Below are 12,993 nucleotides of genomic sequence, written 5' to 3'. Positions count from 1 at the left end.
AAGTTCAACTCGCTAGCGTTGTCTTCGGGCCTTCTAGGAAGGCCGGAACGACGACGTCGGCGGAGACAGACATTGAGCCGCTGGAACGGTTTGACTCCCGGAGAGTTCGCGCTGCTGGACACGGTGTTCTGGTCCGGCGGCTTGTCGCGCGATGCGCTCGCGCTCCGTTCCTCCTTCTCGAAGACCCGGGCCAACACGGCTGTCGCCAACCTGCTGGAGCGGGGGCTGCTGGAAGAAGCCGGTCTGCTGGCGTCGTCGGGAGGCCGGCGGGCCGAGAAGCTGCGGCTGCACCGCGGGCTGGGCGTGGTGCTGGCGGCGGATCTGGGAGCCACCGGCCTGCGCGTCGGCGTGCTGACGCCGGACCTCCAGGTGATGGCACGGCATGTGGAGTCGGCGGACGTGAGAAAGGGACCCGAGCTCGTCCTGTCGCGCGTCCGGACGCTGATGCGTCAATTGCTGGAGCAGGCCGGTGTCACGCCGCGTGAGGTCATCGGGATAGGCATCGGCGTGCCGGGACCCGTCAACTTCGAAACAGGGCAGCTCGTCAACCCGCCGCTGATGCCCGAGTGGGACAGCTTCTCGATCCGCGACGACATGAAGGCGGACTTCGCCGCGCCGGTGTTCGTGGACAACGACGTCAACATCATGGCGCTGGGCGAGCTGTGGGGCCTGCAGCGCTCGCTGCGCAACTTCCTGGTGATCAAGGTGGGCACCGGCATCGGCTGCGGCATCGTCTGCAACGGCCAGGTGTACCGGGGCGCGACCGGCTCGGCCGGAGACGTGGGCCACATCTGCGTGGACCCGGCCGGTCCGCGCTGTCACTGCGGCAACGTGGGGTGCGTGGAGGCGATGGCGGCGGGGCCGGCGATCGCCCGCATGGCGCGCGCGGCGGTGGAAGCGGGAGAGAGCGCGCTGCTCGCGGAGACGCTGGCGGCCACCAGTACCATCCTCCCCGAGGACGTGGCCCGGGCCAGCCGCGCGGGTGACGCGGCGGCGAACGCCATCGTGCAGCGCGCGGGCAGCCTGATCGGACAGATGCTCGCGTCGGTCGTGAACTTCTTCAACCCGTCGCACGTCTTCTTCGGCGGCTCGATGATGCGCATCGGCCCGCTGTTCCTCGCGTCGCTGCGGCAGAGCATCTACCACCGCTCGCTGGCGCTCTCCACGCGCCAGCTGGAGATCCAGGTCACCCCGCTCGGAGAGCAGTCGGGGCTCATCGGCGCCGGGGTGCTGGCCATGCAGGAGACCCTGCGGATGAAAGGAGCCGCACGATGAGCGTTGCCATCGAGTTCCGCGACATCGTGAAGGCGTTCGGCCCGGTGCAGGTGCTGCACGGTGTCAGCTTCGCGCTGCAACCGGGCCGGGTGGTGGGCCTGCTGGGCGAGAACGGCGCGGGCAAGTCCACGCTGATGAAGATCCTCTCCGGCTACGAGCGGGCCACCGGGGGCGAGCTGCTCGTCAACGGCCGTCCGGTCCACTTCAACGGCTCGCGCGCGGCGGAGGCGGAAGGCATCGTCCTCATCCACCAGGAGTTCAACCTCGCCGAGGATCTGACGATCGCGCAGAACATCTTCCTCGGTCACGAGAAGAAGCGGGGCTGGCTGCTGGACGACGCGGCGATGAACCGCGAGTCCGCGCGTGTCCTCGAGCAGGTGGGCCTGCGGCTCAGCCCCGAGACGCCGGTGCGCCAGCTCATCGTGGCGGAGAAGCAGCTGGTGGAGATCGCCAAGGCGCTCGCCCGGAAAGCGCGGCTGCTGATCATGGACGAGCCAACGGCCACGCTGACGCCCGGCGAGACGGAGCGCCTGTTCGCGCTGATCGCGCAGCTCAAGGCCGACGGCGTCACGCTGCTCTACATCTCGCACAAGCTCGACGAGGTCGAGCGCATCACCGACGAGGTGGTGGTGATGCGCGATGGCCGCTTCGTCACCCGCGCGGCGACGCGCGACGTGACGCGCCACCAGATGGCCAACCTGATGGTCGGCCGGGAGCTGTCGGACCTCTACCCGCCCAAGGCGCCGCCACCGGCCACCGCCCCGCCGCTGCTGCGCGTCCAGGGCCTGACGGTGCCGGGCTGGGCGCAGGGGGTAAGCTTCGAGGTGCGCCCCGGAGAGATCCTCGGGTTCGCGGGGCTGGTCGGCGCCGGCCGCACCGAGCTGTTCGAGGGACTGTTGGGCTTGCGGCCGCACACGGTGGAGCGCGTCGAGCTCGATGGGCGTCCGGTGCGCTGGCGCAACCCACGCGATGCCGCCAACCAGGGGCTCACGTACCTCAGCGAGGACCGCAAGGGCAAAGGCCTGCACGTGCACTTCGGCCTGCGCGAGAACCTGACGCTGATGGCGCTCTCGCGCTACGCCACCCCGTGGCTGAAACCCGAGGCCGAGCGGCAGGCGCTCGAGGAGGCCGTGAAGCGCTTCGGCATCCGCACCGGCTCACTGGACAACCCGGCCTCGGCGCTGTCCGGAGGCAACCAGCAGAAGCTCGCGCTCGCCAAGGTGCTGCACCCCGACCCGAAGGTGGTGGTGCTCGACGAGCCCACGCGCGGCGTCGACGTGGGCGCCAGACGCGACATCTATTTCCTGATCGAGGCGCTGGCCCGCGAGGGACGCGCCGTCATCGTCATCTCATCCGAGCTGATGGAGCTGATCGGGCTGTGCCACCGCGTCGCGGTGATGCGCGGCGGCCATCTGCAAGCCACGCTCGATGCCAGCCACCTGACCGAAGAGGAACTCATCGCCCATGCCACCGGAACCCACTGACGCCGTGAAGCAGGGCGCGGCCACACCGGCCGCCACGGGAGGGGCACTGCGCCCTGCGGAGCCCGGCACCCGTGCCGGAGGCCGCGCGCGAGCCCTGTTGCACGGCCTCGGGCCCGTCCTCGGGCTCGTCGTGCTGTGCATCACCGGCACCCTGCTGAATGGTGACTTCGCCACGCTCGACAACGTGATGAACGTGCTCACGCGCACCGCCTTCATTGGCATCATCGCGGTGGGCATGTGCTTCGTCATCATCTCCGGGGGCATCGATCTGTCGGTGGGCTCGATGGCCGCGTTGATCGCCGGTGCGATGATCCTCGTGATGAACCGGCTGGCGCCGTCGCTCGGTTCGCCCACGTCCGTGATCGCCCTCGGCATCGGCCTCGCGCTGCTGCTCGGCGCGCTGTTCGGGCTGACGCACGGGCTGCTGATCACCCGGGGCGGCATCGAGCCCTTCATCGTGACGCTCGGCACGCTGGGCATCTTCCGTGCGTACCTCACGTACTTCGCGGATGGCGGCGCCCTCACGTTGGACATGGATCTGTCCGACGCCTACAGCCCGGTCTACTACGCCAACCTCCTGGGCATCCCGATTCCTGTCTGGGTGTTCCTCGCCGTGGCGCTGCTGGGCGGGTTGATCCTGAACCGCACCGCGTACGGCCGGTACGTGCAGGCCATCGGCTCCAACGAGCAGGTGGCGCGCTACGCGGCCGTGGACGTGAATCGCATCAAGGTGCTCACGTACATGCTGCTCGGCATCTGCGTGGGAATCGCCACCGTGCTGTACGTGCCGCGCCTCGGGTCGGCCTCGCCCACCACCGGCCTGTTGTGGGAGCTGGAGGCGATCGCGGCGGTGATCGTCGGCGGCACCGCACTCAAGGGCGGCTCCGGCACCATCACCGGCACCGTCGTCGGTGCCGTGCTGTTGTCCGTCATCAGCAACATCCTGAACCTCACCAGCATCATCAGCGTGTATCTCAACTCGGCGGTGCAGGGCTTCGTGATCATTGGCGTGGCGTTCATGCAGCGCCGTCGCAAATGAGCGTCGTGACAGATGTCTCGTCGTCGTAGTCCTCCGGCAGCGGGCCGCTGCCATGTCGTGCTCCCCTTACCCCCAGGAGATAGCCCGCATGAAATCCGTCCTCCGCAAACTCGCCCTCGGTGCCTCCACCGTGGCCGCGCTGCTCACCGCCTCGGGTGCGCTCGCGCAGACCCAGAACCAGGTCAACATGGGTGTCGCCATCCCCGCGGCCACCCACGGCTTCACCGGCGGCATCGTGTGGTGGGCCAACCAGGCCAAGAAAGACCTGGAGAAGGCGCACCCGGGCCTGAAGATCACCGTGAAGACGGCGGCCAACGCGCCCGAGCAGGCCAACCAGCTGCAGGACCTGCTGACCGTCAACAAGATCAACACGCTGGTCGTCTTCCCATTCGAGTCTGCCTCGCTCACCAAGCCGGTCGCACAGGTGAAGAGCAAGGGCGTCTACGTCACGGTGGTCGACCGGGGCCTGACCGACACCAGCGCCCAGGACGCCTACGTGGCCGGCGACAACACCGCGTTCGGCAAGCTCGCGGCGGAGTACCTGGCCAAGAAACTCAACGGCAAGGGCAACATCGTGGCGCTGCGCGGCATCCCGACCACGATCGACAACGAGCGCATGGACGCGTTCAACGCCGTGATGAAGAACTACCCGGACATCAAGCTGCTCGATGCCCGGTACGCCAACTGGAACCGCGACGATGCCTTCAAGGTGATGCAGGACTACCTGACGCGCTTCAAGCAGATCGACGCCGTGTGGGCCGCCGATGACGACATGGCGGTGGGGGTGCTCAAGGCGATCGAGCAGGCCAAGCGCACGGACATCAAGGAAGTGTTCGGCGGTGCGGGCGCCAAGGGCATGGTCAAGACGATCATCGACGGCAAGAACAAGCTGATCCAGGCCGATGTCTCCTACTCGCCCAAGTTCATCTACGACGCGATCAAACTGACGGCCGAAGCGCGCGTGAAGGGCGAGAAGCTGCCGCCGAACACGATCATTCCCTCGGTGCTGATCACGAAGGAGAACGCGAAGGACTTCTACTTCCCGGACTCGCCCTTCTAGTCGTGTTGCGCATGCTCCCTCTCCCTCTGGGAGAGGGCGGGGGGTGAGGGTATGTCACCCCCCGTGTTCCTCACCCCGAATCGCATCGCGGCGCGGCGCAGGCAGCAACGCAATCCAAGGCCAATACCCTCACCCTAGCCCTCTCCCAGAGGGAGAGGGGACATCCACGGATATCGACACATGCCAAGACCCGTTACGCTGTTCACCGGTCAATGGGCCGATCTGCCCCTCTCCGAGCTCGCACCGCTGGCCAGACGCATGGGCTACGACGGCCTGGAGCTGGCCTGCTGGGGCGACCATTTCAACGTCCAGGAGGCGCTCGCTTCCAAGACCTATGTCCGGGACAAGAGGGCACTGCTCGAGTCCCACGGCTTGAAATGTCTGGCCATTGGCAACCACCTGGTTGGCCAGGCCGTGTGCGACCTGATCGATGAGCGGCACAAGTCCATCGTGCCCGCGCACGTGTGGGGCGATGGTGACCCCGAGGGCGTGCGCCAGCGGGCCGCCCAGGAGATGCGGGACACGGCACGCGCCGCCGCCGCCTTCGGCGTGAAGACCGTCACCGGATTCACCGGCTCCTCGGTGTGGCATGCAACCTATGCCTTTCCGCCCACGTCGCAGGCGTTCTGGGACAAGGGTTTCGCCGACTTCGGCCGCCGCTGGACACCGATCCTCGACGAGTTCGAGACACAGGGCATCAACTTCGCGCTCGAGGTGCACCCGACGGAGATCGCCTTCGACACCGCCTCCGCCCAGCGCGCCATCGCGGCCGTGAATGGCCACCGCCGCTTCGGCTTCAACTTCGACCCCAGCCACCTCGGGTACCAGGGGGTGGACTACGTGAAGTTCATCCGCACGTTCGCGGGCCGCATCTACAACGTCCACATGAAGGACGTGTGGTGGGGCCGTGGCGATGGAACCGTCGGCGTGTTCGGGGGCCATACCAGCTTCGGAGATCCGCGCCGATTCTGGGACTTCCGCAGCCTCGGCCGGGGCATGATCGACTTCGAGTCCATCATCGTCGCGCTCAACGACATCGGCTATGCGGGCCCGTTGAGCGTGGAGTGGGAAGACAGCCGGATGGACCGCGTGCACGGGGCGACCGAGAGCGCGGCCTTCTGCAAGCGGCTCGACTTCCCCGCCGCGGCGGGGGCGTTCGACGCCGTGTTCGACAAGGACAAGCAAGCGCGGGCTGGCGGATGAGCACCTCGCACAACCGCAAGCTGCGCTACGCGATGGTCGGCGGTGGACGCGACGCGTTCATCGGCTCCGTGCACCGCCGGGCCATGGCGCTGGACGGGCAGATGGAGCTGGTCGCCGGAGCGCTCTCGTCCCACCCGGACAAGGCGCGCGCGTCCGGCCGTGACCTGGGCCTGGCCGACGCGCGCAATCACGGCCGCTGGGAGGACCTGCTGGCCGACGAGCTGAAGCGCCCCGCGGACGAGCGCATCGACTTCGTCTCCATCGTCACGCCCAACCACGTGCACTACCCGGTGGCGAAGGCGTTCGCCGAGGCCGGCATCCACGTGGTGTGTGACAAGCCGCTCGTGCACACCAGCGAGCAGGCCGACAACCTGGTGCGCACGGTGGAGCGGACCGGCATCGTCTTCGGCGTCACCTACAACTACACCGGCTATCCGATGGTGCGCGAGGCGCGCGAGCTGGTGAAGCGCGGCGCCATTGGCGAGCTGCGCAAGGTGACCGTCGAGTACAACCAGGGCTGGCTCGCCACGTACCTCGAGGGCCAGGACAACAAGCAGGCGAGCTGGCGCACGGACCCGGCGAGGAGCGGCCTGGCGGGCGCCATGGGGGACATCGGTTCGCATGCCGAGAACCTGGCCGCCACCGTCACCGGCCTCGAGATCGAAGCCATCTGCGCGGATCTCGGGGCGCTCGTTCCCGGGCGCCGGCTCGACGACGATGGCAACCTGCTCCTGCGCTGGCGCGGCGGCGTGCGGGGCGTGCTGATCGCCTCGCAGATCGCCGCTGGCTACGAGAACGACCTGCGCCTGCGCGTGTTCGGCTCCACGGGCTCGCTCGAATGGCGGCAGGAGGAGCCAAACCAGCTCGTGCATGCACCGCTCGACGGGCCGAGGCGCATCCTCACGCGCGGCTCACCGTGGCTGAGCGAGTCCTCGCGCCGAGCCTGCCGCGTGCCCTCCGGTCATCCGGAGGCGTTCATCGAGGCGTTCGCCAACGTGTACCTCGGCGTCGCGGCGGACATCCGCGCCCGGCTGGCCGGGGTGGAAGCGGATCCGATCGCCGCCGACTATCCGCGAGTCACCGAGGGCGCGCGGGGTGTGCGCTTCATCGAGAAGACGGTGGAATCCGCCGCCAGCGAGCGCAAGTGGACGCCGATGACGTGACCGTGACGGGCATCACGGTGGGGCGCCTGGACCTCTCCCGGGTTCAGGCTGCCTACATCCAGTGACGAGGGAGCTGATGGCACTCGCATGCATCCAGACTCCGGTGGCGCGCCCGCCTCCCGGCAATCTGGATTTCCTACTCGGAATCCTTCTTCCATTCTTCCGCCATCAACTCTTCCGGCAGTGGCCTGTCAATCAATGTCATCCGCCCTGGCAGCTGGACAACCAGAAAGCCCCTGCCAGCGATCTTGACATGTTCGGCGTGTTGGGCCTTTCCGCTGGCAAGCCATTCTTCTGCCTCCTCGCGCGTAGCAAACTCATGAGCGACTTCAATCTTGAATGAGGTCTCAGTACATCCTTTGTAGTATCTGGCGAAATCAGCCTCCTTCTCATTGTCGCGAATATAGAGCAACGCAATCTGCGCGAGCTTGGCGACATCCCTCTCCTTCGTTCCCTCCGCGTAATTCTCGATGAGAGAATTCAGAACGCCCAGCATGTCTTTCAAATCGAAATCTGGATCGTATGTCATGTTGTCACCAGGGGTGCTCACGGCTTAGAGGGGTGCCAGAACCAGCGCGCCACCCAGTATGGCAATGACGTAAGGAGCGGCAAGCACGCCCCCCACGATGACGACGGTTCCAATCGCAACCTCGGTCTTGTGCTCCCTGATCCAGTCGAGTGCTGCGTCCAAGGTTGGGAAATGAAGCTCCTTCTTCTGTGACTCCTGCCGTTCCAACTCCTCCTGCTCCTTGACACACTGCATGAACACTTTGAGACATTTTTCGTCGCAGTGCCTGTAATGATCTCCAGAGTGCTTCTTGATGCCTGAATATTCGGGCTTCCGCCTCCAGCATTTACTGAAGCACTGTTTTTGAATTTCGTTGCAGTAAGCGTCGACGCCAGCGCCGCCAGTTCCACTCTCGACCGTGGAGCCAACTCCGCTCGCGTCCTCGGAAATGATGTAGATTTTTCGCTCTGGCTGCCGAGTGTGGACACATCCGAAGCCTACCGTCAGCAACAAAGCCATCAGTCTCGCCAGCCCCATTGAGTGCATTTCCCTGTCCTCTCATGCCGCGCGACCTTGCTCGACTGATGTCTTGCTTGAAATCGAAAGAACCGGAGCCGTCCCGAAAGCATAGATTGTAAACGATGCCGAGGGCACCGCCAACCGGTCCACCACCCTCCGCACCGCCAGCAATCGCGCCAAAGAGAGGGTATTCTCCCGCTCCATGCGGATCCTGCTCCTCCTCCTGCTCGCCCTGTGCACCCTCCCCTTCCGCGCCCACGCCGCGGGGGCCTTCGTCTCCAGCAACCGGCTGGAGGCCGTGGCGGAGCCCGGCTCCACGAAGGTCGTCTTCACCGTCGAGCCGGACACGGCCTACCCGGTCATCAAGAAGGGAGGCCCCGAGCGCGCCTGGTGCAAGCTCAAGGGAGCCACGGGCGAGGGCTGGGTGAAGTGCGACGGCACGGCGGACCTGCCGGAGAAGCCGCGCCTGAGCGGTGAGTTCCTGGCCGCCCACGACCGGAAGCAGGAGGCCGCTCCCCTGCCCTCCGACGCCCCCGCGGCCACGGGCTGCGCCACCACCTGCAAGAACCCTCCCCTCTTCCGCCAGGCTCCGGCGCTCAAGCCTGTGGAGCGCGAGGTGCTCGACATGTGCCCGGCACGGCCGGACGCCTCGGTGAGCCGTGGCGACGTGCAGCGCTTCATGTCCGCGCACTATGACGATCCGCGCATCCAGCGGGCCCTGTCGGTGGCGGGACGCCCCGGCTCGCGGCAGGCCAACATCGAGTGGCTCACCGGCCTCTGGGTGAGCACCGGACCGCGCAACGCCTTCACCCACGTGTTCTGCGGTGACGAGTGGACCACCAAGACCGTTGGCGGGCTCCACTTCCTCCCCCGCTACGCGCAGCTCGAGTCCGAGGGGAAGATCTGCTTCGACGGCCCCGGCCGCGGAGGCAAGGCGATCCAGGGCTCTCAGTACCTCATCCGCTTCCGCGGCGTGGCTCCCTGGTCCTGCGCCGAGAAGAAGCTCGGCGGCTTCACGATGGAGTCGGACCCGGTGGCCATGGTGGCCGTGGGCACCCGCGCCTTCGCGCGCTGCTGTGCGCGTGGAGGCGGAATGAAGGAGGGCGGCGTGTACTCGGCGCCGGACCTCGGCGGCACTTCGTGGCGCGTCTGGTGCGGGACGCGCAATGGCACCTACGGCATCGCCTCGCTGTACCCCACCGACGAGAAGCCCACCTGCCGCGAGTGACGAGGCAACCGCCGGTCAGTACCAGTCACCCACGCGCACCTCGACGCCCACATCCGTGCCGACGAGCCGGGTGAACTCGTTCACGTCGCTGCCGCGCGAGTGATAGGGATAGACGACCTTCGGCCTGAACTCGCGCACCGCGTCCGCGGCCTGCTCCACCGTCATGGTGAAGGGCAGGTTCATGGGGACGAAGGCGATGTCGATGTCCCTCAGCGCCCGCATCTCGGGGATGTCTTCCGTGTCGCCAGCGATGTAGACGCGCTTGTCTCCAAAGGTCACGACGTAGCCATTGCCCCGGCCCTTCGGGTGGTATTGGAGACGCTCGGCCGTGAGGTTGTACATGGGGATGGCCTCGATGGAGATGTCCGCCACGTTCAGCGTCCCTCCATTGGCGAGGACTCGCGTGGCCCCATGGAGGGCCTCGGGCAGGGTGTCACGGACGGCCTGGGGGGCGACGATCACCGTCTCCGGCCGGACGATGGCCGTCAGGGTGTCGGCGTTCAGGTGGTCGCCGTGGATGTCCGTCACGAGGATCACGTCGGGGGCGGGAAGGCCCTGGAAGGGTGCGGTGCCACCAACCGGGTCGACGTAGATCGTCTTGCCTGCCCAGTTCATGAGGAAGGTGGCGTGATTGACCGGATGAACGATCAAATCACCCCGGGACGTCGGGAAGGTATCTCCCGACATGGCCGGCTCGGGAGGAGGCGTCTCCTCGGGGGATTTGCACGAGGACAACGCCAACGCGAGCACCGCCACCACGGACGCGAGCAACCGGGCCTTGAGCATCATTCTCTCCGAAGCAGGGGGAACTACCGGGCTCAGCCTAGCTGGCGTGGGGACCAGCGAGGGGAAATCCAGGGCCCCTCAGCATGCGAAGCGTGAGCGGGTTAAACATCTGCTCACATGTCCAGCCGAACCCGACTTCGGGGCCGCTTCCAGCTGCTCGCGACATTCCTCGTCACCCTCGTCCAGCTCCCCACGGTGCTCTGGCTCTGCTGGTTCACGCGCACGCCCCTCCCCCTGGCCCTCGCCGTGCCGGTCTCGTGGCCGTACCTGCGCCAGCTGCAGACCCCCTGGCACACCACGGCTCCCTCATTGTCGACCTACCTGGCACTGGGCTGGTGGGCCGCCTGCGCGGTGTTCGACGTGCTCATGCTCCCCGCCGCCCTGGCCGTCCAGGCGGGCATGCCCAGGGGCGTGACCTGGGGCCTCGCGGGAGCCATCGCGCTCACCATGGGTGTTGATTCGGTCCTCGGCCGGCCGAGGCTCCGCAAGCACGTGGTCCGCGTGGAGGGGCTCGCCCCGGAGCTGGATGGCTACCGCATCGGCCAGATCTCCGATGTCCATTGTGGCCCGAATGCGCCCGAGAGCCGGGTCTCCTCCTGGGTCGCACGCCTCAACGCACTCGAGCTCGACCTGGTGACCGTCACCGGCGATCTCATCACCCACGGCTCCTCGCACGTCGAGGCGGTGGCGCGGGCGCTCGGTGGCCTGCGGGCGAAGGATGGTGCGTTCGCCTGTATGGGCAATCACGACTACTTCACCGATGGAGAGCACCTCGTCCGGGAGCTGGAGCGGCGGGGCGTGACCGTCCTGCGCAACCGGGGAGTCGTCGTCCAGCGGGGAGGGGCGCGCCTGTACGTCGCGGGTGTGGATGACACCTGGACCTCGCGCGACGACGTGGCACGGGCGCTCGCGAAGCGGCCCGAGGGCGTCCCCACCGTGCTGCTCGCCCACGACCCCGAGCTGTTTCCCCAGGCCCAGGCCCGCTCCGTCGAGCTGACCCTCTCGGGCCACACGCACGGCGGACAGCTCGGAGTCCCGGGCGTCCGCCGCCTGTCCCTGGCCCGGTTCGTCTCCCGCTGGACCGCGGGGCTGTACCGGCAGGGCCGCTCGTGGCTCTACGTGAACCGCGGCGCTGGCACCACCGGACCGCCCGCGCGGCTGGGCGCTCCGGCGGAGCTCACGGTCCTCACTCTGCGGCGGGCGTAGACCCGCTCTGGGGGAAGGAGCGGCAGGCCGCGTCGTAGTCCTTCCACCAGCCCTCCAGGGCCTTCATATCGGTGGGCCGGGGCTCGTCTCCCGCGCCCGCCATGTCCAGGTAGGCGTGCAGCAGCGGGCGGAAGTGCGGGTGCGCGCACTTCTCGATGATGTCCACCGCGCGCCGCTTGGGCGAGCGGATGTCCATGTTGAGCGCGTAGCCGTGCTCGGTGACGACGCACTTGATGTCGTGCTCCGTGTGGTCGATGTGCCGCACGTACGGCATCACGCAGCTCACCGTGCGCCCGTCCTTCAGCCGCCGGGTGGACGGCGTGTGCACGATGCTGAGGTAGGCGTTGCGGAAGAAGTCTCCCGAGCCACCCAGCCCGTTGACGATGCGCGAGCCGTCGATGTGCGTGGAGTTGACGTGGCCATAGATGTCCACCTCGATGGGGGTGTTCATCGCGATGACGAACAGGCGCGAGATGATCTCCGGGCTGTTGGACAGCCACATGGGCCGCAGCACCAGCTTGTCCCGGCAACGCTCGAACAGCTCCATGAAGCGCCGGCGCCCCTCGGCCGAGAAGGAGACCGCGGTAGCCGAGGCGTTCTCGAACTTCGCGTCATCCTCCACGTAGCGCAGCATTCCGTCCTGGAAGACCTCGGTCCAGAAGCGGATCTTCTGGAACGGGGACGCGTAGAGTTCGCCGATGATGGCGTTGGCCACGTTGCCCACGCCGGACTGGATGGGGGGAAGACGCTTGCCCCAGTCGAACTGCTTGCGGCACTGCATGAGGAAGTCGATGACGTTCTGCGCGATGCGGCGGTCCGTCTCGCTCGCGGCCTTGAAGGGCACCGGGTGGTCGGGCGTGCGGGACTCGACGACGGCCACCACCTTGCTGCGATCGAACTCGACGTAGGGCGTGCCGATGCGGTCACGCACGTTCACCAGCGGCAGTGGCCAGCCCACCTTGGGGTGCACGGCGGGCAGGACGATGTCGTGGAAGCCCGTGTAGTCCGGCGTCGCGGTGTTCACCTCGAGGATGACCTTGCGCGCCCGGGCGAGCGCCTCGGCGGAGACGCCAACCGAGGAGGACAGGACGACGCTGCCGTCCTCGCGGATGCGAGACACCTCGACGACGGCGACGTCGATCTCCCCATAGAACCCGTACATCAGGTTGCGCGCGAAGGCGGAGAGGTGGACGTCGGTGAAGTCCATCTCGCCCGAGTGGATGAGCTTGCGCGAGATGGCCGAGGACATGTACGGCCCGCGCTTGCGGATGAAGGGCGCCATGGGCCCCTCCACGTCATCCGAGAGCGAAGCGCCACTCAGCAGGGTGATGCGGGACTGGGGCGCCGTCGCGGCGAAGTGCCGGGCGAGCGCCGGGAAGAAGGTCTTCGGCTCGCCCGACTTGGTGAAGCCGCTGATGGCGACGGTGCAGCCATCGGTGACGTGCTTCACCGCCTCCTCGACGGGGACGACCTTGGCCAACAGCTCGGCGTTCTCGATTCGCTCTTGCAATGTGCTCATTGA

12 protein-coding genes are annotated in these 12,993 nt (G+C 67.3%); 8 read left to right on the top strand and 4 right to left on the bottom strand.

All coding sequences use genetic code 11. From position 1 onward, the window contains the following. The first annotated feature begins 72 nt into the window (after positions 1 to 72). The 6 genes from NR810_RS33780 to NR810_RS33755 all read left to right on the top strand — a co-directional run bounded on the left by NR810_RS33780 (position 73) and on the right by NR810_RS33755 (position 7,224). Positions 73 to 1,275, top strand: coding sequence for an ROK family transcriptional regulator (locus NR810_RS33780; RefSeq protein ID WP_257458579.1), 1,203 nt, complete (start codon positions 73 to 75; stop codon positions 1,273 to 1,275). Then, entirely contained in the window at positions 1,272 to 2,759 is a 1,488-nt protein-coding gene (locus NR810_RS33775; protein WP_257458578.1) for a sugar ABC transporter ATP-binding protein, read from the top strand. The genes NR810_RS33780 and NR810_RS33775 overlap by 4 nt, the downstream gene beginning before the upstream one ends. Next, on the top strand, positions 2,740 to 3,798 hold the full coding sequence (locus tag NR810_RS33770) for an ABC transporter permease (protein ID WP_257458577.1): 1,059 nt from the start codon (positions 2,740 to 2,742) through the stop codon (positions 3,796 to 3,798). The genes NR810_RS33775 and NR810_RS33770 overlap by 20 nt, the downstream gene beginning before the upstream one ends. A gap of 88 nt (positions 3,799 to 3,886) precedes the next feature. Next, positions 3,887 to 4,858: a substrate-binding domain-containing protein gene (locus NR810_RS33765; protein ID WP_257458576.1), complete on the top strand. Its 972-nt coding sequence runs from the start codon at positions 3,887 to 3,889 to the stop codon at positions 4,856 to 4,858. A gap of 180 nt (positions 4,859 to 5,038) precedes the next feature. Then, positions 5,039 to 6,061: a sugar phosphate isomerase/epimerase family protein gene (locus NR810_RS33760; RefSeq protein WP_257458575.1), complete on the top strand. Its 1,023-nt coding sequence runs from the start codon at positions 5,039 to 5,041 to the stop codon at positions 6,059 to 6,061. Further along, the gene (locus NR810_RS33755) at positions 6,058 to 7,224 is read left to right on the top strand and encodes a Gfo/Idh/MocA family protein (protein ID WP_257458574.1); all 1,167 of its coding nucleotides are present in this window, start codon (positions 6,058 to 6,060) and stop codon (positions 7,222 to 7,224) included. Before NR810_RS33760 ends, NR810_RS33755 begins: the two co-directional genes overlap by 4 nt. Positions 7,225 to 7,360: 136 nt before the next feature. Here NR810_RS33755 and NR810_RS33750 read toward each other — a convergent pair whose 3' ends face one another. Together NR810_RS33750 and NR810_RS33745 are read right to left on the bottom strand one after the other, a co-directional pair. Next, on the bottom strand, positions 7,361 to 7,753 hold the full coding sequence (locus NR810_RS33750; RefSeq protein ID WP_257458573.1) for a hypothetical protein: 393 nt from the start codon (positions 7,751 to 7,753) through the stop codon (positions 7,361 to 7,363). 24 nt (positions 7,754 to 7,777) lie between these two features. Further along, the gene (locus NR810_RS33745) at positions 7,778 to 8,251 is read right to left on the bottom strand and encodes a hypothetical protein (protein ID WP_257458572.1); all 474 of its coding nucleotides are present in this window, start codon (positions 8,249 to 8,251) and stop codon (positions 7,778 to 7,780) included. Positions 8,252 to 8,453: 202 nt separating this feature from the next. Here NR810_RS33745 and NR810_RS33740 point away from each other — a divergent pair, with 202 nt between their 5' ends. Further along, a complete protein-coding gene (locus NR810_RS33740) occupies positions 8,454 to 9,479 on the top strand; it encodes an EndoU domain-containing protein (protein WP_257458571.1) in 1,026 nt (341 codons plus the stop codon). Between the two features lie 15 nt (positions 9,480 to 9,494). Here NR810_RS33740 and NR810_RS33735 read toward each other — a convergent pair whose 3' ends face one another. Further along, positions 9,495 to 10,268: an MBL fold metallo-hydrolase gene (locus NR810_RS33735; protein WP_257458570.1), complete on the bottom strand. Its 774-nt coding sequence runs from the start codon at positions 10,266 to 10,268 to the stop codon at positions 9,495 to 9,497. Positions 10,269 to 10,382: 114 nt separating this feature from the next. On the opposite strand from NR810_RS33735, the gene NR810_RS33730 reads away from it, so the two are divergent. After that, on the top strand, positions 10,383 to 11,471 hold the full coding sequence (locus tag NR810_RS33730; protein ID WP_257458569.1) for a metallophosphoesterase: 1,089 nt from the start codon (positions 10,383 to 10,385) through the stop codon (positions 11,469 to 11,471). Here NR810_RS33730 and NR810_RS33725 read toward each other — a convergent pair. Next, the gene (locus NR810_RS33725; RefSeq protein ID WP_257458568.1) at positions 11,452 to 12,990 is read right to left on the bottom strand and encodes an acetyl-CoA hydrolase/transferase C-terminal domain-containing protein; all 1,539 of its coding nucleotides are present in this window, start codon (positions 12,988 to 12,990) and stop codon (positions 11,452 to 11,454) included. The genes NR810_RS33730 and NR810_RS33725 overlap by 20 nt on opposite strands. Between the last annotated feature and the right edge of the window lie 3 nt (positions 12,991 to 12,993).

It is taken from the genome of Archangium lipolyticum (assembly GCF_024623785.1).
In the GTDB taxonomy this organism is placed as follows: domain Bacteria; phylum Myxococcota; class Myxococcia; order Myxococcales; family Myxococcaceae; genus Archangium; species Archangium lipolyticum.
This window is presented reverse-complemented; position numbering and strand designations above follow the sequence as displayed.

Coding starts and splice junctions, on each gene's coding strand:
- NR810_RS33775 (WP_257458578.1), top strand. CDS start 1,272: ATGAGCGTTGCCATCGAGTTCCGCGACATCGTGAAGGCGTTCGGCCCG.
- NR810_RS33770 (WP_257458577.1), top strand. CDS start 2,740: ATGCCACCGGAACCCACTGACGCCGTGAAGCAGGGCGCGGCCACACCG.
- NR810_RS33765 (WP_257458576.1), top strand. CDS start 3,887: ATGAAATCCGTCCTCCGCAAACTCGCCCTCGGTGCCTCCACCGTGGCC.
- NR810_RS33760 (WP_257458575.1), top strand. CDS start 5,039: ATGCCAAGACCCGTTACGCTGTTCACCGGTCAATGGGCCGATCTGCCC.
- NR810_RS33755 (WP_257458574.1), top strand. CDS start 6,058: ATGAGCACCTCGCACAACCGCAAGCTGCGCTACGCGATGGTCGGCGGT.
- NR810_RS33750 (WP_257458573.1), bottom strand. CDS start 7,753: ATGACATACGATCCAGATTTCGATTTGAAAGACATGCTGGGCGTTCTG.
- NR810_RS33745 (WP_257458572.1), bottom strand. CDS start 8,251: ATGGCTTTGTTGCTGACGGTAGGCTTCGGATGTGTCCACACTCGGCAG.
- NR810_RS33740 (WP_257458571.1), top strand. CDS start 8,454: ATGCGGATCCTGCTCCTCCTCCTGCTCGCCCTGTGCACCCTCCCCTTC.
- NR810_RS33735 (WP_257458570.1), bottom strand. CDS start 10,268: ATGATGCTCAAGGCCCGGTTGCTCGCGTCCGTGGTGGCGGTGCTCGCG.
- NR810_RS33730 (WP_257458569.1), top strand. CDS start 10,383: ATGTCCAGCCGAACCCGACTTCGGGGCCGCTTCCAGCTGCTCGCGACA.
- NR810_RS33725 (WP_257458568.1), bottom strand. CDS start 12,990: ATGAGCACATTGCAAGAGCGAATCGAGAACGCCGAGCTGTTGGCCAAG.